Source organism: Adhaeribacter terreus (genome assembly GCF_042657365.1).
In the GTDB taxonomy this organism is placed as follows: domain Bacteria; phylum Bacteroidota; class Bacteroidia; order Cytophagales; family Hymenobacteraceae; genus Adhaeribacter_A; species Adhaeribacter_A terreus.
In genome coordinates, this window is the sequence record NZ_JBHSKT010000002.1 from 270,002 (window position 1) to 288,354 (window position 18,353).

Here is an 18,353-nt window from a genome sequence, read left to right on the forward strand (position 1 = left end):
TTCTACAAGTTTAACCCAAACTCAGCCGAATAAGAATGATCCAGGTCAGGAAAAAAGATGCTTTTATAGCTCCTTTTGAAACTACATGAAGCTATTAGTGGCAGAGGATTTTTGTCCCCTTTGGAGGGGGGAGGGGGAGGACCACATTATTGCGTCATCCCGACGACAGGTGGGATCTCTTCAAGATAGTACTATCTTCTATTCTGGCTTTCTACCTTCCTCGGGAGATTTCTCCTTGCGTCGAAATGACAATGCGTGAAATCCTCCCCCAACCCCTCCAAAGAGGGACTTTTCGCATAATGACCAAGGTCATTTTTCGGGCTGACTTGCATCATAGCTGAGGCGGGGAATCAGCTCTAATTTCGGGTCGATGAAATGCCGGGTTTTCCGGTCATTTTCCCTAACGTTTTCTGCTTATGCCCGAACGCAATTTTCCCCGCCACCGCCTTATTTATACCGTGCTGATTATCGTGTTCGCTGTGTTTTCGGGCTTTGTTTATACGCAGGCTGTGCCGGAAACTAATGCGGTAAATCCGAAAGCGGTGCACGGAAAAACGCTTTGGCAACAACACAATTGCAGTTCCTGTCACCAGCTTTATGGTTTGGGCGGTTACCTCGGTCCGGATCTCACCAACACGCTTTCCACCAAAGGAAAAGGAAAAAATTACGCCGCGGCCATCATGAAAAACGGTACGCAGGTTATGCCCAATTTCCACCTGAACGACACTGAAATTGAAGCGCTTTTGGCTTTCCTGGAACACGCCGATGAAAGCGGAAACAACCGCGTGCATAGTTACCAGATCGGGCTCGATGGCACTATAACTTCGGAAGGAGAAACGCAGAAATGAAACGCAATCCGGCCACATTTTTTATTGCAACTGCATTAGCGGTTTTACTGCTGGGCATGTTCTTTGGCATGCTCGCGGCGGCGCAATACGTGTTGCCCGGTTTGTGGCGCGAATCTTTACCGTTTACCAAGCTGCGGCCACTGCACGTTTCCATGGTGGTTTTTTGGTTGCTGCTCGGGGCTTCGGGTTGCGTGTATTACTTTCTAGGTGCCGAAAAACTGCTGAAACGCCGCACCAGAAAATGGATTCTACTACATTTCGGTTTGGTTTGTTTTGTGGCTTTGGGCAGCGCCATTGCATATTTTACCGGTAATTTTGGCGGACGCGAATACTGGGAATTTCCGCCGTATTTAGCCGTTCCGCTGGTGCTGGCCTGGGTAGTTTTTCTGAGTATTTTCTGGCGGTCGGTTTACGGAAAGGTCCAGCGCTGGCCGGTATATTACTGGATGTGGCTCACCGGCATTTCGTTTTTCATTCTTTCCCTAGCCGAATCGTATTTGTGGCTGCTGCCTTATTTCGGCAACGATCTGGTGCGCGATATGGCCGTGCAGTGGAAAAGTTACGGCGCCATTGTAGGTTCCTGGAACCAGCTTATTTACGGCGCGGCCTTCTTTTTAATGGCCAAAATAAGCGGCGACAACAGCTTTGCTTTTTCCCGCAAAACCTTCTTTTTCTGGTTCCTGGGTTTAACGAATTTAATGTTTAACTGGGGGCACCACATTTACGCGCTGCCGGTTTCGCCGTTCATCAAACACACGGCCTATTTAATAAGCATGACCGAGCTGCTCATCTTCGGCAAAATTCTCTGGGAATGGAAACGCAGCGTAAGTGAAATGCAGCAGTTTTTCTACCAGATTCCCTACCGTTTTTTAGCCGCCGCCGATGTCTGGGTTTTTCTGAATTTGGGCGTAGCGATTCTCATGTCTATTCCGGCGCTGAACCTGCACACGCACGGTACACATGTAACGGTAGCGCACGCCATGGGCACGACCATCGGTATCAATTCCATGATCCTGCTGGCGCTGGCTTTCTACATTTTTAGCCAGATTTTCGGGGCGCTTTCTGTTAAAAATTTAGCGAAAGTGAAGTTCGGATATTGGCTGAGCAACGGAAGTTTGCTGGTTTTCTGGCTGGCTTTAATGGGCGCAGGTTTAATGAATGCTTGGTTTCAATGGTACGAACCGGAACTCCCTCACGCACTTTTAATGCAGAAACTGATACCGTTTTTCGCGGTTTTCATCGTGGCCGGAATTTTCCTTTTCCTCGGATTTGTTCTGGTCATTTTCCCGCTTTTACTGCAATTCATTTCCGGTAAAAAACCGCTTCCGGAACCCGAAGTTATTTCACCTTCAAACGAAATTGAACCTTTTAAAAATAAGGAATATGCAACCGAATACGCTTAATCCGAACCCCACCGCGCAGCCCGATTTTAACAATCTGGTACACGCTTTTGCGCACAAATCCGATAACGAACTTCGGTTGGCATACTGGCTTTTTAAGGTCGTGAATATTCCGGCGCTCATGAAGTTTTCTACCACTGCCGCTAAGTGGAGTCTGAGCTTAGGTTTGCCGGTGAAAAACCTGCTGAAAAGCACTATTTACCGACATTTCTGCGGCGGCGAAACCGTAGAAGAAGCGCTGAATGTGGTAGAAAAACTCCACAATTTTCAGGTAAACACCGTACTCGATTATGCCGCCGAAGCTGAAGTAACGGAAGCCGGTTTTGAGTACGTGAAAAACCAGATCCTGAACAACATCAAGCTTGCCAAAAAGAACCCGGGAATCGGTTACATTTCGGTTAAAATGACTGGCCTCGGAAACCCGGAAATTTTTGAAAAAGTAACTTCCGGCAAGAAGTTAACGGACGCCGAAGATTACTCTTTAGAGAAAACCTTTTACCGCCTGCACGAGATCTGCAAACGCGCTTCCGAAGCTGGCATCAGCGTGTACATCGACGCCGAAGAAAGCTGGATCCAGAAAACGATCGACGACATTGCTGAAAAAATGATGCGCATGTACAACCAGCAACGCACCGTGGTTTTCAATACGCTGCAAATGTACCGCACCGATCGCCTGGCTTACCTCAAAGATTTTATTCACCGCATGGAAGACCGCCCCGGTTTGCTCGGCATAAAACTGGTGCGCGGGGCTTACTGGGAAAAAGAACGCGAACGTGCTGCGCAAAACGGCCAGCCATCACCGGTTTTCGATACCAAAGCCGGCACCGATAAAAGCTTCGACGACGCCATTCTGCTTTGCCTGCGTCACCTACCCAAAGTACACCTTTGCATTGCCACACACAACCAGAAAAGCACCGAACTTTTAGTAAACGAAATCCACAAAAGCAACATTCGTTTCCACCACAAAGTGCTGCATTTTTCGCAACTCTACGGCATGAGCGACAACCTCACTTTTGCGCTGGCCAAAGCCGGTTTTTCCGCCTCCAAATACCTGCCCTATGGCGAAGTGAAAAAAGCCATGCCTTACCTCATGCGCCGCGCCGAAGAAAACACCGCCATTGCCGGCCAGATGAGCCGCGAACTGAACTTGTTAGAAGCTGAAATGAAGCGGAGGAATTTGTAAAAACGCTAGGGGTAAAGGCTAAAAACTCGTAAAAAAGATAGGGTTTTTGGCTTGAAAAGTTGAAAAAAATGATAGGGATTTGAGCCTAAAAAGCTTTGCTGATTCGGATTTATTAATCCGAATCTTACCTATTGCGGGTCTATTGACCCTCGTTTTTAATCAAATATGGGGATTGATAAATCCCCAACAGGAAATTTCCGGATGAATACATCCGGAAAAGCATTCACAATTAGAATGACGCAATAAAAACCGCAAAACGGTACTTGAACCGCAATAAAAAGTAACCAAATAATAGTCCGGCTGACAACCTATAAAACAGCCACAATTTTTAAAATATGATGATGCAGCAAACCAATCTTCACACGTTTCACATCCCGGTAATGGGCCTCGCATTTTCCATCGATTCGCCGCTCAAAGTGGGGCCGTACGGCATCAGTTCCGTTGTTTCGCTTTCAGACGATACCCTGATCGAGCAGATGCGCGAACATTACAGCCATAAGTTCAGTGAACCGTTCGAAGCCATTACGCCTGACCAGCCCGATTACCGTGCCCGTCGCATAAACGCTTATCTTAATTTGCTGCATAAATACGTGCAAATTTTAACCGGCAAGATCCGCGAAGAAGCCTTTGATGCCACGTCCCGAATCAGCAAATATTTCCGGATGTTGCCCGAAAGTTCGCCGCTCAAAAAGCTGTACAACCAAATGCTGCAAACCGAAGATGAAACTGAAAAAACTGCGCTTCAAAATCAGTTGCGCGAAGCGGTTCAACCCGGTGCTGTGGACGTTAATATCATGACCAAACTTGACAAAACGAACTATGAAAAAGACGGTACACCGCTGCCTTCTGTGTTCTCCGATGCCTTGGCAGGTTTGCGTGGTTTTGCTACTTCCGATGGCGTTTCTTCGGTGGTTTTTTCGGCGGGCATGAACATGCGTTTGTACGGCTACATGGAGCAATTTCCGGAGGCTTTTCAGTACGGCGAAAACGGTTTTAAGAAGAAGATCATTATCAAAGTAAGCGATTATCGTTCGGCGACCGTGCAGGGCAAAATCATGGCGAAAAAAGGACTTTGGGTTTCCGAATTCCGCATCGAATCTGGTTTGAATTGCGGCGGCCACGCCTTTGCTACTGATGGCTTTTTAATGGGCCCGATCCTGGAAGAATTCCGGCAAAATCGAGAAGCTTTGCGGCAGGAACTTTTCGGCTTGTACAAAGCTGCCTGTGAAGCGAAAAACTGGCCTGTTCCAACGGAAGCACCTGAAACCAGATTAACGGTACAAGGCGGCATCGGAACGGCTGAGGAACAGAGGTTTTTAATCGAACATTACAGTGCCGATGCCACCGGTTGGGGTACGCCGTTTTTGCTCGTTCCGGAAGCCTCTACCGTAGATGAAAATACCCTGCAAAAACTGGTGGATGCCCGCGAAGAAGATCTTTATTTAAGCCCGATCTCGCCGCTGGGTGTGCCGTTCAATTCGCTGCGAAACACTACTTCCGAAGAACTGAAATTAAGCCGCATTGCCAAAGGAAAACCGGGCAGTCCGTGCGTAAAAAAGCACCTCGTATCCAACACCGAATTCACCGATCAGCCCATTTGCACGGCGTCGCGCAAGTACCAGGTGCGCAAACTGGAAGAACTGAAAGCGGCCAATTTAGCGCCGGAAGTGTATCAGAAAGAAGTAGATAGCGTGCTGGCCAAAGAGTGTTTGTGCGAAGGTTTGGCGCATACCGCTCTGGTGGTGAACGACATCAAAACCAAGAATCGCAACGCCGTTGCCATTTGTCCGGGACCGAATTTAGCATGGTTTTCCGGCGTATTTTCTTTGGAAGAAATGGTAGACCACATTTATGGCCGCCACGATATTCTGAACGAAGCGTATCGTCCGCACATGTTCGTGAACGAGTTGAAAATGTACGTGACTTACTGGCTGAAACAGAAGAATACGCAGCTCGAAAACCCGACAGATAAACAGGAAAAATACCTGCGTAGTTTCCGCGAAAACCTGTTGCAGGGCATTGCTTATTACCGGCAGTTGCTGCCAACCTTGTTCCCGGAAAATGCCAACGGATATTTCCTGATGGAAGAAGAATTATTCGAAGCTGCCGATGCCTTGATGATCGATGAAAATGCACTTGCCGGCGCTTGATTTTTAAGATGGAAAAGATACGTTTAAGCCGCAGATTCACCTTCGAAACCGCGCACGCGTTGCTGGGTTACGACGGCGCGTGTCGGCACATTCACGGGCATAGTTACAAGCTGGTTGTAACTATAATCGGAACGCCGCTACAGGACGAAAACCACCCGAAAAACGGCATGGTCATGGATTTCGGCGACCTGAAAAAAACGGTAGAGTTTTCCGTGATAAAACCCTTCGACCATGCCTTGCTACTGAACGAAAAAGCACCGGTAGGTTTTGTTGAACAACTGGAAAAGAACGGCGAAAAGCTGGTGCTTTTGCCTTACCAACCCAGCTGCGAAAACATGCTCCTCGATATTAAAAGCCGCCTGCAAAATCAACTTCCGGAAAACATTGAACTTCACAGTTTAAAGCTTTCGGAAACGGAAAATTCTTATGCGGAGTGGTTTGCTTCGGATAATGTTGGAGCTAAGAATTTTTCAGCAGAAATGGCGGAAGCGCTGCTTAACTGAGATTCTGAAAGTAGGGGTAAAGGAAGTAACAGCGAGTAGGTTTTGGCCTGAAAGGCATAGCGTTTTCGGATTGGTTCCGGCACATTTAAGTGTTAAAATCGATCCAGAAATGCCTAAAAATACCAACGTGCCTTCCTGTGATTTTCCGGTTCGGAAACGCTGTGCTTTTTGGTTTTAAACTTAAATGTAACGATCATGCGCGCTACCTTAACTCCATTTCAAAAACTGCTTCTGCTGCTCGGGTTTTTGCTTCTGAGCATGCACCTGAATTCCTGTAAACATACGGATCCGGAAGAAGTTCCTGAGCCATTTCCAATCTTTGAAACTGGCAAGATCTACGTTGCGAATGAACACGCCGGAACCATTTCGGTGATCGATGCGGCTACGAACAAAGTGCTGAAAACCATCAACATAAACGAAGGAAATTCCAACGCTTTGATGGCACACAACGTGCAGGTTGCGCCCGACGGAAACACGGTTTGGGTAACCGGCGTGCCCATGGATCATACCACCGACGAAAAGCTGGTGATCATCGATGCTAAAGCGGATTCTGTGATCTACCGGAAAAATATGGGCGTACATCTGCACATGGCGCATGTGGTGCTGGACTCCCAATCGAAGTTTGCGTACGTAACCGGAACCGAAGCCGGCTTGGTGTTGCAAATTAATACGCAAACCTTCCATACTTCCAACGTTTACACGCTTCCGGCTAATCACCAACCGCACGGCCTTCGCTATTATAACGGCAAACTTTACGTAGCTAACCTGGAAGACAAAAGTATTTCGGTTATTGATGTTTCAACCGGCCAGATCACGGAAATTCCGGTAGGAGGAATGGCAGTGCAAACGGCAATTTCTCAGGATGGAAAATACGTTTTCGCTTCGCTTTTCGATACCAAAGAAGTAGTGCGCTACAACCTGCAAACCCAAACCTTAGACCGCATTTCGTTGCCCGCAATCGCTCAAGGCCCGATCCAGCTTTACCCAACACCCGACAGCAAAAAATTCTTCGTTTGTGATCAGGGCGTTTTGCTGAATCGCCCGGTTTCCGATAAAGTTTTTGTGATCGATATTGAAAAGGCTGCCGTTACGAATACCATAAATGTAGGAAATGCGGCGCATGGCGTTGTGGTGAGCAAAAGCGGTAAAACGGCTTATTCTACCAACACTAACGATGGTACTGTTTCGGTGATTGATGTTGCGTTGGAGAAAGTAATTGCCACCATTCCGGTAGGTTTTACACCTAATGGTATCAGTTTTTTGTCGGAAACTGGTGGGATGCCGTAATTGCATGACTTGGATTGAATTGAGTTTTTCGGGTTAATACCCTAACGTTTTTTCTACATTTCATCCTGCAAGTTTAAGCACAGCCGTAACTTGTGGTTTTTTTATTTAGCCAGTTTGTAACTGGCGGAAGCATTGCGACTTTTTTGCTTCAAATCCCTATCGTTTCAGCAAAGTTTTAAAGCAAAATTATTTTTCAACGTGACTTTTAGATGCCAAAACCATAGCGTTTTCCATAGCTGGCTTTGTCAATTGCCTTGCAGGCAAGGTCAGTTACAAACTGACCAAATAGAAACCCACAAGTTGCAGCTGCGCCTAAACTTGTGGGATGAATAAAAAAAAGGTAGCGTAGGGTTTAAATTCTACGCTACCTTTTTTTAAAGCTCCTTCCTCTGAATTAGGGGAGGGGCGGGGTGGGGTCACAGGTCCTTCTTCACAAACTTCCGCTGCGCAAAATACAGCGGAATTACCGCCCAGAGAATCATCAAGCCGAAAGCCAGCGCAATACCGGTCCAGTTGCCGAAGAAGCTTTTGTATAAGGCACCGGTATAACCCATTAGCGCGGAAATATCTACGTTTAGCAGCACCAAAACGCGGCCCAGATCTATGGGGTTCAGGGAAAGTAAGGCTAGGGTAACGTTATCCAGTGGGTAATCGGCGAAGTAGAAAAGAATGAACATGACCAGGCCGTCGTATAGCAGGCTGAAGTAGAACCAGAGCATTAAGGCAATACCTATTCCTTTGGCTTTGTCGCGGGTTAATACGGAGGAAAGAAAGGCCAGCGAGGTGAAAATAAAACTCAGGAAAACGCCTGAAGTTACCAGGTAAAGGGAAGTAGGTCCGGGGTTGAAAAGCATGGCCGGAATGCCTACGCCTACTACAAAAGCCATGGCCAAAGAAAGCGCGACGCCCAGGTATTCGCTCATGAAAATCTTACGGCGGTTTATAGGCTGCGCTACCAGTAATTCAATAAATTCGGTGGAGTTGTAAAAGTGGATCGTTCCAAAAATAATGCTGATGAGCGGCACAATTAACAGCACTACGTTCAGCAAACTGAGTACGGCTTTGGTCGGGTCGTTTTCCAGGTTGAATAAGCCGAACGACATGAGCAATAAAAACGCGGTGTAACCAATAATGGTGCGGCTGCGCAGGATGTCATAAAGTACGTATTTGATGATCTTGTTCATGATTTTCAGCGGTAATTAAACGGCCATCATTTTGGCAATGGCTTTTCCCAAACGGGTTTCCTGCGTAACTTCTTTTATCGATTCTATGCTCTGGTAAAAGCGGAAATTGCCGTCTACGAGGCAGAAAATATCATCGGCTAGTTCGTCAATTTCGCTCATGATGTGTGAAGAGATCAGGATGAGTTTGCCCTTGCTTTTTTCCTTCAGAATTTTCGTTTTCAGGATCTCCGAACTCAGCGGGTCGAGGCCGGCAGTTGGTTCGTCTAAAACCAGAATTTCGGGATCGAAAAGACAAGCCAACGCAGCGCTTACTTTCTGTTTGTTGCCGCCGGAAAGCGAGCCTAAACTTTTCTCGCACATGGCCCCAATGTTGTACAGATCATACAGTTCGTGGTCCGGTTTTTTGGTGGTTTTCCGGATGTCGCGCATCATATCGAAGAGCTGTTTCACTTTCATGTTTTCCGGAAAACGGCTGATCTGCGGCATGTAACCAATTTTGTTGCGGTATTCCCATTGCCTGATAACCGGCTGACCGTCAACTAAAATGCGGCCGGAATCCGGAATTACCATGCCGAGCAGACACTTGATCATGGTGGTTTTGCCGGAGCCATTCGGACCGATTATAGACACAACCTGGTTGGTGTTGAATTGCGCGGAAATATTATTCAGTACCTGTAATTTGCCGTAGCTTTTACTCAGGTTTTCAAACGTGATCATAAGCGTATTTTCTTAAAACCGGACTGTCATCTTTCAGCATTTCGGGCGTGAACGACGGAATCACTTTTTCCATCCGGTCCATTAAATCTACAATAAAACTGCGCAGGAACATAATGGAACTCGGCACCCGTTCCACCACCAGAGAATACAAACTCACCGGCCGGTATGGCACATCGCCGATTTTGTCTTTGTTCAGGTCGTAGCCTTCGTATTTGTCCCAGTAATTATGGCCGAAAAAGTTGCTCGTGCTGCTGGCATTCGTAGAAACATCGAAGGTGTTGCTCATAAAATTATTCAGCCGAAAGGTATCTTCCGAACAGCTCGAAAGCACGCGCAACGCCCAGCCATTTCCCTGAAAAGTATTCTTTTCGATGTGCAGATACGACGAACCTTCCATGTAAATGCCGGCAGTATTTTTAATGAAGCGGTTGTTGGAAATGGTGCTCCGGCTGATGTCTTTCAATAGCAAACCATACGCCGCCGGACCCCAGTTGTGCTCAAACGTATTGTGCTGCATCACGATGTCGCGGGTGTACATTACGGCCACGCCGGCGCCGTTGTTTTTGAAAGTATTGTGCGTGTAAGTATTGCCATCGGAAAACATGAAATGCAAACCGTAACGGATATTCTTAAAACTCAGGTTATCTTTTATGGTGCAGCGTTTCGCAAATTCCAGGTAAATGCCATCGCGGTGGCCACTGGTTTTGTTGTCTGAAATCTGAATAAAATCGGAATACCAGAGGTGAATGGCGTTGCCGGATGTTGTTTCAGTTCTCGCTTCGCCTTCAATTAAATTCCGGGCCACGGTGCAGCTATCGGTGCGTTGCAGATAAATACCGAAGAACGCGTTTTTAATGTGATTATCGGTAATGGTAACGTGCGCGCCTTCGTACACTTTTATGGCCGCAAAATCGCGCAGGTAACTTACTTCCACGTTGCGCAATTCAAAACCTTTTATGGTTACGTTCCGCGTTTCTACCTGAAAAATGCCTTTTTTATTCTGCGCATCGATCACCGGTTTTCCCACGCCAATTAGTTGCAGCGGCTTTTTAATTTCGATGTTGTTTTCCGCGTAATAACCTTGCTGCACCAGAATTTTATCATAAGGTTTCGCAGCTTTTACTGCCGAACTTACCGTTTTAAAATCGCAGGTTTTGCAGACTTTTAGTTCGGCAGCGGAAGCGGAATTTGCAGCAAAAAAAGCTAGGGAAATGAAGAGAAAAAGTGCTTTACAATAGCCATTGGCTGAAGCCAACGGAAATACATAAAGCGGCTTAAATTTATAATCGGGAATATCCATTACTTTTGTTCCTTCCAACTTATAACCAGAAGCAATTCTGTTATCCTGAGCGCTAGCGAAGAACCTTGTCAGCTCTCAGTAGAAGCGTTTCTATAAACCGCCGACAAGTTGTTTCGCTTAAGCTCAACATGACAAAACTTTTATGAAATTGCTCCAAAAACGATATGCTTTTCAGCCGAAAAACTCGGAGAATTTTACTGCGGTTTTTCGTTGTTCTTTACAGCTTGCACAGCTTCGTTCCAGGTTAAAATGCGGCCGCCTTGCTGCTCCTGCATTTTGGTAGCAGCGGCCCGGTTCTGGAAGGCGGTCAGGAACATGCCCATCGGGCTCGGCAGGTTTTTGCTTTGCAGGAAAATGGCATCTTCGGCGTCAAGCAGGTCTTCGGGTTTGTCGAAATTGGTAACCAGAAACATCTTGCCTTTTGCTTTTTCGTCGGGGTTTTCTTCCAGGTATTGTACAAGACATTCCGCGGAATCGAAGAACAAAGCTTTGCCGGTTTTTAGCACCATTTCCGCGCCGTAACGTTTATCCGAAACGGTCATTTGGCAATGGGCGCAGTTGGTCTGGCCGTAAGCAATGGGTTGTTTTTTAGCTTCGCAGCTTGTAAAAAGCAGCGCGAAAAACGCTAGGGTCAGAGGCAAAAAAAGTGGTTTCATATGTGCGGTATGAGTTGGTTCAGAAATTCAGTTTAAACTGGTAGCGGAGAAGTGATAGGTTTGCGCTTTTTTCGGTGAATGAATTCAATGTAAATGGCAACAAAAGCCAGGATCATCGGGATAATTATGCCCAGCGCACCTTCGGCGGGGAGCGATAAAGCGCTGAAGTTAAGCAATTGTTTGCTGCCTAAAAAAGGCGGTATATAAGTCATGCCCGGTACTTTAATGGGCGCTTGCGGATCTAAGTTTGTACCGAATTTCACGAGCCATAAATAGAAATCTATCAGGCCAGCAGCTCCGGCAAATATCAAAGCTATAAACCAGGTCATTACTAAACTGCGGTGATTCAGAATTGCAGTTAGTACCCCAAAAGCCATCATAAAATAAACGATATATGGCATGTATTTCAGTTCAGCAAAAGAATCGGCGTTAATTTTTTCCATACCGATGTAGTGGTTCAGAATGTTGAAATTCTGGAGGGCGTATTCGGAGTTTCCCCCGAGTTTGTTTACCCAAATGTGCATTTCCAGTCCTTCCGGGTATTGCGGGGCTTCCAGAAATATTTTCCACATTGGGAACATAAACAGGAGGCTCATAGAAAGGGCCGCCAGCAGCATCAAGATTTTTGAAATTTTGCTCATGGCGATAAGATTTTAAGTTTGTTTTCAGCCTGAAGTTTTCAGGCCTTTTTGTCCCCTTTGGAGGGGGGGAGGGGGAGGATAAGCATTTCTGATAAAAATCAACTAACGTAAAAATCCTCCCCTAACCCCCTCCAAAGGGGGACTTTTTATCAGCAATTGAAATGTTTTTAAAAGATCGGAGCGGTTTTTTAGGCCGCTCCGAAGGTCATTCATGAATTACATCGCTTTCTTTTTCTCGCCGGTAGAGAAGGCTATCGGAACGTTAGAACCTTTAGCAGAAACCCTGGCGTAACCCTGCATTTCCTGGTGCAAGGCAGAGCAGAAGTCTGTGCAATAGAACGGGAACACACCGGTTTTGGTAGGCACCCATTTAAAGGTATTTGTAGCGCCTGGCATAATTAACAACTCGGCATTTTGAGCACCCATTACCGCAAATCCGTGCGGTACATCCCAGTCTTGTTCCAGGTTGGTTACGTGGAAGTAAACTTCGTTGCCCACTTCAATGCCTTCAATATTATCCGGAGTTAAGTGGCTTCGGATTGCGGTCATGTACACGTCTACGCGGTTGCCGTTTTTAACCACTTTGGTATCGGCTTCTTTCTTGGTGGCGTACGGGTGTTTGTTGTCGTCCAGCTTGTACATTTTTGCACTTTTCGGCGCAATTTTGTCGGCAGCAATGCCTTGGGCGTAGTGTGGTTCGCCAATAAGCGGGAAGTCTAAAAGCATCTTCATTTTCTCACCGCTGATGTCGATCAACTGACCAGCTTGAGCTAACTCAGGACCGGTTGGCAGGTAACGGTCTTTGGTGATCTTGTTCATGGCCAGCAGGTATTTGCCGTCTGGTTTTCTGGTGTCGCCACCCATTACCAGCAAGTGACCAATAGAGTAATAAACCGGAATTCTGTCTTTCACTTTAAAGTCTTTCAGGCTCCATTTTACCACTTCCGAAGACACGAACATAGAGGAATACGCATTGCCTTTGTCGTCGAACTCGGTGTGCAGCGGACCTAAGCCCACATCTTTCACTTCGGCCTGCAACACAGATTCGTATTTCAGCACCGGAATACCGTTAATATCGCCGATGTAGTCTTTGTTTTTGATGGCATTCTGCATTTTCTCGAAAGAGTGAACCGGAACCACCGAAGCAAGTTTGCCACTCACGCACATGTACTGGCCGGTTGGGTCTACGTCTATACCGTGCGGCGATTTAGGCACCGGGATCAGGTACAGCATATTCGGGCAATCTTCTGGAAGCAGAATCCGCACCTTTTTCTTCATGGTAGAAGTAGCGGTATGCGTTTCGTGGTTCATTTTGTTGTGCGCGTAATTGGCCGGAATTTCTTTGGCCTTGCCTTCGGAAGCATATTTTGCCGCCAGTTTCCAATTCACGCACAGCAGGTAATCTTTGTCGTTCTGAGAAGCGCCAACTTCTTTTAAAGTTCCGGCTTTCTCGGTGTTGTAGGAAGTAAAGAAGATCCAGTCGTTAGAAGGGCCTTTTCCGCCGTTGGCTAAATCGTAGTCAAAACCAGGCACCATGATCTGGAAATCCAGGTCCATATCGCCGTGTTCTTTGTCCACTTTCAGGAAGGAAATAGTGCCGCGGAATTTGTCTTTGTATTCTTTCAGAGAAACGTCCTGCAATTTACCTTCCGGCGTAACCGGTACCGAGAAACGCGTACCCGCCACTACGTATTCGTTGTTGTTGGTTGGATATGGCGAGCAGTGGTTACCGGCGGAGTTCGGAATTTCAATAATTTCAGCTGTCTCAAAAGTTTTAAGGTCTACACGGGCAATGCGCGGCGTATTGTTACCATTCACGAAAAGCCAGCGGCCGTCGGTCATGCCGTCTTCGCGGCTCAGTTTCGGGTGGTGAAGATCGTCCCAAGGCACAAAACCGAACGATGTGTTGAGCATGGCCTTTGTGTTCTCGTTGTAGCCGTAGCCGTTTTCCGGGTTCTGCGAGAAAACCGGGATCACTTTCAGTAAGCGGCCTGACGGAATTCCGTAAACCGCAACCTGCCCGCTGAAACCGCCGGAAAGGAAAGAATAATATTCATCGTGTTTACCCGGGGCTACATAAACAGCCGAGGCAGCATCCGAAGCTAAGGCCGAACCTGTTGCACCACCGGTAGCTTTATTATCGGTTTTGCTGCAACTCTGCAGGCCAGGTACTGCTGCCAGCGCCAGCATAAAAGCAGCGGCCGGCAGCAATTTTTTGAAAGTGGATCTTGGGTCCATGGTTTTAACTAATTATAGTTATTAATGAAAGTTAAATATGCGCATGTTTATTTCGCCCCGTCGTTCTGACGCAGGAATTCAAGCAAAGCGCGGGCATCCGGCTCCTGAATATCTTGGTTCGTCATCTGGGTCAAGTGTTCGGCAAGCAACGCTTTGGCTTGCGGGTCTTTCTGGGTCATTTCTGTTGGGTTGATGATCATGTTCATAATCCATTCCGGTTTGCGGCGTTCGGTTACCCCTTTAAGGCCAGGGCCGACAATTTTCTGATCGGATAACTGGTGGCAGGCAGAGCATTTTCCTTCAAAAATGGTCTTGCCTTTATCGGCCAAAGCAGCATCGAATTTGGAAACATCAACGGTTTTAACCGGGCCAATGCCCATGCCGTTATCTTCAACTTCTACCGGAGCGTTCGGATCGTCGGCTAGTTCTACTTGTTCTTCCGTTTGAGCGGTTTCCTGTTTGGTATCGCCGCCGCAGCTTACCATAAAAAAGCAGCTGGCACCTAGCAACGTGGTTCTGAACCAGGCTGGGCAAATTGCGGAAAGTTTGAGTTGTGCGGATGTAGGTTTCATTTTGGTCATGATGGGTTAAGTGTGTTAGGACGTTTTAGTGGTTTTGGGCCTCCAGAAACAATTCATTTACAATACAAAGGAACTCGCTGATGGGCGCATATTAAAAGATGTTCATCTCTTTAATTTATGACCTTTATCAGTTTTTTATAATATAGTAAAGATATGCAGACTGAGGAATGATGCGAGAACGCGCCTGCTTTTTTGAAGCAGGTTTTTAACAATTGAAAGAAAGAAAAATATAGGGTTTACTCGGTTTCCGGAGCAGTAGAAATGGTGTCAACTTGCAGGCGAACTGCAGAATCCTGAATGCCTTCGAGTTGAGGAGAAATTTCAGAACCGGCACCTTCCTGAACAGACTCTGAGGGAGTATTTTCTGTTCCGGTACTATTTGTACTGTGGTTCGCATTATCGCAACCGAAAATGAAAAGGCCTAAAGCCAGAAGAAGCATTCTGTTCATAGTTTTCGGGTTTAGATTTTGCGCTTTTATTACGCCTTCCGTACTGTATTGTTTTCCGGGTTATTGGAAATTGCCGTAAAGCAAGTTGTTGAAATTGTACTTGTTATAGAAGTGTACTTCGCAACATAGAAGATAAAAAGCCAATTGAAAAACGATAGGGTTTTACCCCGAAAAGGTACTTGTTAATGCGTTTCGCTTATTTTTTTGCAGCGATCTGAACTATATAGCAATCTGATTTTTCAGGGCAAAAAGCATAGCGTTTTTTTGTGCCCGAATATTGCCGATTTGGAATATTCCTGAATGGAAATATTGCTATGTTTTTAATGAAAGTTTTCCCGGAGGAAATTGTAGATCGCAGAAAATTTCCGAGACATTAAGTTTGAAAATAGGGAAGGAAGGGTTTTACGCCGTGCGGGCCAGATCTTCGGTTAAAGAATTGGTGCTTTTAAAAATCGAAATTCCGGCTTCGTTGCCCAACGTTTTTACTTTTTCAGTATCCGGAAGCCAGGTCTGGAACTGCGCAAAAGTAGTTTCCGGCGGCAGACAAATTACCGGCATTCCGGCTTTTTTCAGCACTTCGGCGCAGATCTTTCCTGGTCCGGATTTTATTCTTTTGCCCGCGCCTTCGGTACCAATAACCAGCAGATCGGCTTTTACTTTTTTGGCTAACGCCAGCATTTCATCTACGGCAAAACCCGGTTTTAAAACCCGCGTTACCGAAAGACCAAATTTCAGGTGGAGTTCGCGCGCCAGCTGGTCCATTTTTTCCTGCACTTCGCGTTCTAATAGGTCCGGGTCGGCCCAGATCGTTTCTTCTTCCAGCAAAATGCCCGGGTGATAAGCATGGAACAGTACCAGGCGGGCCTTGGTTTGCCGGGCCAGTTCCGCCGCAAAAACAGCCGCCGTGTAAGCAGGCTGCGAGAAATCCGTAGAAACCAGAATATTTTTCATATTAGGTGCAATCTTATGGGTTATGGAAAAAGCAAGGCAACACTTTCTGCTTAAATTTTGTACATTTAAACCAACACGTTTTAGCTTTGCCCGCCTATAATTCCGGGAAATACAAAATTACGGAAGCCAGCCGGCCAACAGAATGATGAACGGCAACCGCCCGAATGATATTTGTCATGAATCTAAACGGGGCAGGCAGTATCTTTGCAGATTACTAAAACGGTATCTTTTTCAGCTTAAAAAGTAGATTTGGAACAAAATTTAGAGAACCAGCAGCGCCTCAAAGCCATTATTGAAACGGCCATAGACGGCATTATTACCATAGATGCCAAGGGAATAATTGAAACCGTAAACCCGGCGGCCGCGCGCATTTTCGGCTACCAGCCCGAAGAAATGATCGGGAATAACGTGAAAATGCTCATGCCCGAGCCCGACCACAGCCAGCACGACCAATACATTGAAAATTACCACCGCACGCACGTTGGCAAAATTATCGGCATTGGCCGCGAGGTGATCGGTTTGAAAAAAGATGGTACGAAGTTTCCGTTTTTGCTGAGCATTTCGGAAGTAAAGCTGAAAGACAAGCAGATCTTTACCGGCATTGTGCACGATATTTCTACTTTGAAACGCGCCGAAGATGCCCTCCGCGAAAGCGAGAACAAGATCAATTCCATTATTCAGGCGGCCGTAGATGGCATTATCACCATCGATTCGTACGGCATCATGGAAATGGTAAATCCTTCGGCGGCTAAACTTTTCGGGTATGAAATTGACGAATTGCTGGGGAAAAGCATCAACATGCTCATGCCGGAGCCCGATAAAAGTCGCCACGACGGTTATATTCACAACTACGAAACCACTGGCCGCGAACGCATTATTGGCATTGGGCGGGAAGTTACCGGTTTGAAAAAAGATGGCACCATTTTTCCGTTCTTCCTCAGTGTGAGCGAAGTAAAAACGCAGGGCAAACGCATTTACACCGGTTTTGTGCACGACATTACGCAGCAGAAATTAAACGAAGAACGCCTCCGCCGCTACGCCGCCGAACTGGAACGCAGCAACCTGGAGCTTCAGGATTTTGCTTACGTTTCGTCGCATGATCTTCAGGAACCGTTGCGGAAAATTCAGGCTTTTGGTGATCGTTTGCAATCTAAGGAAAAGGAGAACCTGAGCGAACAGGGCAAAGATTACGTAGACCGGATGCTGAACGCGGCCAGCCGGATGCAGAATTTAATTAACGATTTGCTTTCGTTTTCACGGTTAACTACGCAAAGCAAACCATTTGTACCTACTAATCTGAATCAGGTTTTAAGTGAAGTTTTATCGGATCTGGAAATTACCATTGAGCAAACGCACGCCGAAATTATCCGGTCGCCGTTGCCGACCATCGAGGCCGAACCGACGCAGATGCGCCAGCTTTTTCAGAATTTGATCAGCAACGCCATTAAATTCCGGAAGGAAAACGAGAATCCGGTAATAAATATTTACGCGAAGCACCATCAGAAAAAAGCGCACTTAACTGCTACGCCAGGCGACGAAGTAACCGAAATTTACATTGAAGACAACGGCATCGGGTTCGACGAAAAATACCTGGACCGGATCTTCAATATTTTCCAGCGCCTGGAAGGGCAGAAGTACGAAGGCAGCGGCATTGGCCTGGCTATTTGCCGGAAAATTGCCATCCGCCACGGCGGCGATATTACCGCCAACAGTCAGCCCGGCGTAGGCACCCGATTCATCATTACGTTAGCCCTGAAACAACCCAAACAAGAACAAGACCCCGCATTATAATTATGAGCCCGAAACAAAAATCAATCGTGATCCTGATTGCCGACGACGACGCCGAAGACCGCATGCTCGTGAAAGACGCCCTGGACGAAGGCCGCCTGAAAAACGACATCCACTTTGTAGAGAACGGCGAAGAACTGATCGACTACCTGCACAACCGCGGCCGCTTTTCGGATAAAGACAAATTTCCCACACCCGGCCTCATTCTCCTGGACCTGAACATGCCTAAAAAAGACGGCCGAGAAGCGTTAAAAGAAATAAAAAACGACCCGCATCTGCGCTTAATTCCGGTAGTAGTTCTCACAACTTCCAAAGCCGAAGAAGACATTTTGCGGACGTATGATATGGGCGTAAGTTCGTTCATTACCAAACCAGTTACGTTTACCGCGCTGGTAGATGTAATGAAAACGCTGAGCAAGTACTGGTTCGAAATTGTAGAGCTTCCGAAGATTGATTAATGTGCTGATGTGCTAATTT

17 protein-coding genes are annotated in these 18,353 nt (G+C 46.7%); 8 read left to right on the forward strand and 9 right to left on the reverse strand.

All coding sequences use genetic code 11. From position 1 onward, the window contains the following. Positions 1-416: 416 nt before the first annotated feature. From ACFPIB_RS04080 to ACFPIB_RS04105, 6 genes are all read left to right on the forward strand, one after another. Positions 417-848, forward strand: a complete 432-nt coding sequence (locus ACFPIB_RS04080; protein WP_378016156.1) for a c-type cytochrome — start codon at positions 417-419, stop codon at positions 846-848. Beyond that, on the forward strand, positions 845-2,251 hold the full coding sequence (locus ACFPIB_RS04085; protein WP_378016157.1) for a cbb3-type cytochrome c oxidase subunit I: 1,407 nt from the start codon (positions 845-847) through the stop codon (positions 2,249-2,251). The genes ACFPIB_RS04080 and ACFPIB_RS04085 overlap by 4 nt, the downstream gene beginning before the upstream one ends. Beyond that, entirely contained in the window at positions 2,232-3,431 is a 1,200-nt protein-coding gene (locus tag ACFPIB_RS04090) for a proline dehydrogenase family protein (protein WP_378016158.1), read from the forward strand. The genes ACFPIB_RS04085 and ACFPIB_RS04090 overlap by 20 nt, the downstream gene beginning before the upstream one ends. 335 nt (positions 3,432-3,766) lie before the next feature. Beyond that, the gene (locus tag ACFPIB_RS04095) at positions 3,767-5,581 is read left to right on the forward strand and encodes a nitronate monooxygenase family protein (RefSeq protein ID WP_378016159.1); all 1,815 of its coding nucleotides are present in this window, start codon (positions 3,767-3,769) and stop codon (positions 5,579-5,581) included. An 8-nt stretch (positions 5,582-5,589) separates the two neighbouring features. Then, complete coding sequence (locus ACFPIB_RS04100) at positions 5,590-6,084, forward strand: 6-pyruvoyl trahydropterin synthase family protein (RefSeq protein WP_378016160.1); 495 nt, start codon at positions 5,590-5,592, stop codon at positions 6,082-6,084. Between the two features lie 195 nt (positions 6,085-6,279). Continuing rightward, the gene (locus ACFPIB_RS04105) at positions 6,280-7,371 is read left to right on the forward strand and encodes a YncE family protein (protein ID WP_378016161.1); all 1,092 of its coding nucleotides are present in this window, start codon (positions 6,280-6,282) and stop codon (positions 7,369-7,371) included. 416 nt (positions 7,372-7,787) lie between these two features. Here the strand turns inward: ACFPIB_RS04105 and ACFPIB_RS04110 are convergent, their stop codons facing one another. The 9 genes from ACFPIB_RS04110 to ACFPIB_RS04150 all read right to left on the reverse strand — a co-directional run bounded on the left by ACFPIB_RS04110 (position 7,788) and on the right by ACFPIB_RS04150 (position 16,088). Further along, a complete protein-coding gene (locus tag ACFPIB_RS04110; protein WP_378016162.1) occupies positions 7,788-8,555 on the reverse strand; it encodes an ABC transporter permease subunit in 768 nt (255 codons plus the stop codon). A gap of 15 nt (positions 8,556-8,570) precedes the next feature. Beyond that, positions 8,571-9,272, reverse strand: a complete 702-nt coding sequence (locus ACFPIB_RS04115) for an ABC transporter ATP-binding protein (protein ID WP_378016163.1) — start codon at positions 9,270-9,272, stop codon at positions 8,571-8,573. Further along, positions 9,259-10,590 (reverse strand): nitrous oxide reductase family maturation protein NosD, encoded by a 1,332-nt coding sequence (locus tag ACFPIB_RS04120; RefSeq protein ID WP_378016164.1) that lies wholly within the window; start codon positions 10,588-10,590, stop codon positions 9,259-9,261. Before ACFPIB_RS04120 ends, ACFPIB_RS04115 begins: the two co-directional genes overlap by 14 nt. Before the next feature lie 176 nt (positions 10,591-10,766). Beyond that, positions 10,767-11,228, reverse strand: a complete 462-nt coding sequence (locus ACFPIB_RS04125; RefSeq protein WP_378016165.1) for a nitrous oxide reductase accessory protein NosL — start codon at positions 11,226-11,228, stop codon at positions 10,767-10,769. Positions 11,229-11,260: 32 nt separating this feature from the next. Beyond that, complete coding sequence (locus ACFPIB_RS04130; protein WP_378016166.1) at positions 11,261-11,869, reverse strand: hypothetical protein; 609 nt, start codon at positions 11,867-11,869, stop codon at positions 11,261-11,263. 216 nt (positions 11,870-12,085) lie between these two features. Next, positions 12,086-14,107, reverse strand: coding sequence for a Sec-dependent nitrous-oxide reductase (gene nosZ, locus ACFPIB_RS04135; RefSeq protein ID WP_378016167.1), 2,022 nt, complete (start codon positions 14,105-14,107; stop codon positions 12,086-12,088). 47 nt (positions 14,108-14,154) lie between these two features. Further along, positions 14,155-14,679: a c-type cytochrome gene (locus ACFPIB_RS04140; protein WP_378016168.1), complete on the reverse strand. Its 525-nt coding sequence runs from the start codon at positions 14,677-14,679 to the stop codon at positions 14,155-14,157. Positions 14,680-14,924: 245 nt separating this feature from the next. Further along, positions 14,925-15,137 carry a hypothetical protein gene (locus tag ACFPIB_RS04145; protein WP_378016169.1) on the reverse strand — a complete coding sequence of 71 codons (213 nt, stop codon included), beginning with the start codon at positions 15,135-15,137 and terminating at the stop codon, positions 14,925-14,927. A gap of 402 nt (positions 15,138-15,539) precedes the next feature. Then, positions 15,540-16,088, reverse strand: coding sequence for a universal stress protein (locus ACFPIB_RS04150; RefSeq protein ID WP_378016170.1), 549 nt, complete (start codon positions 16,086-16,088; stop codon positions 15,540-15,542). A gap of 249 nt (positions 16,089-16,337) precedes the next feature. On the opposite strand from ACFPIB_RS04150, the gene ACFPIB_RS04155 reads away from it, so the two are divergent. Together ACFPIB_RS04155 and ACFPIB_RS04160 are read left to right on the forward strand one after the other, a co-directional pair. Continuing rightward, positions 16,338-17,879, forward strand: coding sequence for a PAS domain S-box protein (locus ACFPIB_RS04155; RefSeq protein WP_378016171.1), 1,542 nt, complete (start codon positions 16,338-16,340; stop codon positions 17,877-17,879). 2 nt (positions 17,880-17,881) lie between these two features. Next, positions 17,882-18,334: a response regulator gene (locus tag ACFPIB_RS04160; RefSeq protein WP_378016172.1), complete on the forward strand. Its 453-nt coding sequence runs from the start codon at positions 17,882-17,884 to the stop codon at positions 18,332-18,334. Positions 18,335-18,353 lie beyond the last annotated feature (19 nt).

Bases quoted from the DNA above. Each gene is read 5' to 3' on its own strand.
- ACFPIB_RS04130 (WP_378016166.1), bottom strand. From the start codon at position 11,869: ATGAGCAAAATTTCAAAAATCTTGATGCTGCTGGCGGCCCTTTCTATG.
- ACFPIB_RS04095 (WP_378016159.1), top strand. From the start codon at position 3,767: ATGATGATGCAGCAAACCAATCTTCACACGTTTCACATCCCGGTAATG.
- ACFPIB_RS04150 (WP_378016170.1), bottom strand. From the start codon at position 16,088: ATGAAAAATATTCTGGTTTCTACGGATTTCTCGCAGCCTGCTTACACG.
- ACFPIB_RS04160 (WP_378016172.1), top strand. From the start codon at position 17,882: ATGAGCCCGAAACAAAAATCAATCGTGATCCTGATTGCCGACGACGAC.
- ACFPIB_RS04140 (WP_378016168.1), bottom strand. From the start codon at position 14,679: ATGAAACCTACATCCGCACAACTCAAACTTTCCGCAATTTGCCCAGCC.
- ACFPIB_RS04125 (WP_378016165.1), bottom strand. From the start codon at position 11,228: ATGAAACCACTTTTTTTGCCTCTGACCCTAGCGTTTTTCGCGCTGCTT.
- ACFPIB_RS04085 (WP_378016157.1), top strand. From the start codon at position 845: ATGAAACGCAATCCGGCCACATTTTTTATTGCAACTGCATTAGCGGTT.
- ACFPIB_RS04145 (WP_378016169.1), bottom strand. From the start codon at position 15,137: ATGAACAGAATGCTTCTTCTGGCTTTAGGCCTTTTCATTTTCGGTTGC.
- ACFPIB_RS04105 (WP_378016161.1), top strand. From the start codon at position 6,280: ATGCGCGCTACCTTAACTCCATTTCAAAAACTGCTTCTGCTGCTCGGG.
- ACFPIB_RS04100 (WP_378016160.1), top strand. From the start codon at position 5,590: ATGGAAAAGATACGTTTAAGCCGCAGATTCACCTTCGAAACCGCGCAC.
- nosZ (WP_378016167.1), bottom strand. From the start codon at position 14,107: ATGGACCCAAGATCCACTTTCAAAAAATTGCTGCCGGCCGCTGCTTTT.
- ACFPIB_RS04080 (WP_378016156.1), top strand. From the start codon at position 417: ATGCCCGAACGCAATTTTCCCCGCCACCGCCTTATTTATACCGTGCTG.
- ACFPIB_RS04115 (WP_378016163.1), bottom strand. From the start codon at position 9,272: ATGATCACGTTTGAAAACCTGAGTAAAAGCTACGGCAAATTACAGGTA.
- ACFPIB_RS04090 (WP_378016158.1), top strand. From the start codon at position 2,232: ATGCAACCGAATACGCTTAATCCGAACCCCACCGCGCAGCCCGATTTT.
- ACFPIB_RS04110 (WP_378016162.1), bottom strand. From the start codon at position 8,555: ATGAACAAGATCATCAAATACGTACTTTATGACATCCTGCGCAGCCGC.